We start from the raw sequence: 251 nt of genomic DNA on the forward strand, positions 1-251 counted from the left end.
CTCCACCGCAACGTGGCGATCCAAGCGACCCGGCCTGCGGAGCGCTTCGTCGATATCGTCCGGGCTATTGGTGGCCGCGATCACGACGACGCCTTCGCGCCCCGCAGCACCGTCAAGTTGTTCGAGAAGTGCATTGATGACTTGAAGGCCATAAGCCGCGCTGTCTCCTCGAAGGTTTTTCCGGGAACCAAAAGAATCGAATTCGTCAATGAGTAGAATCGCTGGCGCGGCAGCGATCGCATCCTTGCATC

The 251-nt window shown here is 59.0% G+C and carries 1 protein-coding gene; it reads right to left on the minus strand.

All coding sequences use genetic code 11. The features are described 5' to 3' along the window. Positions 1–251: AAA family ATPase (locus AF337_RS40760; protein WP_152971167.1), on the minus strand; the 251-nt coding region annotated here is incomplete at both ends.

It is taken from the genome of Rhizobium ecuadorense (genome assembly GCF_001187535.1).
Lineage (GTDB): Bacteria > Pseudomonadota > Alphaproteobacteria > Rhizobiales > Rhizobiaceae > Rhizobium > Rhizobium ecuadorense.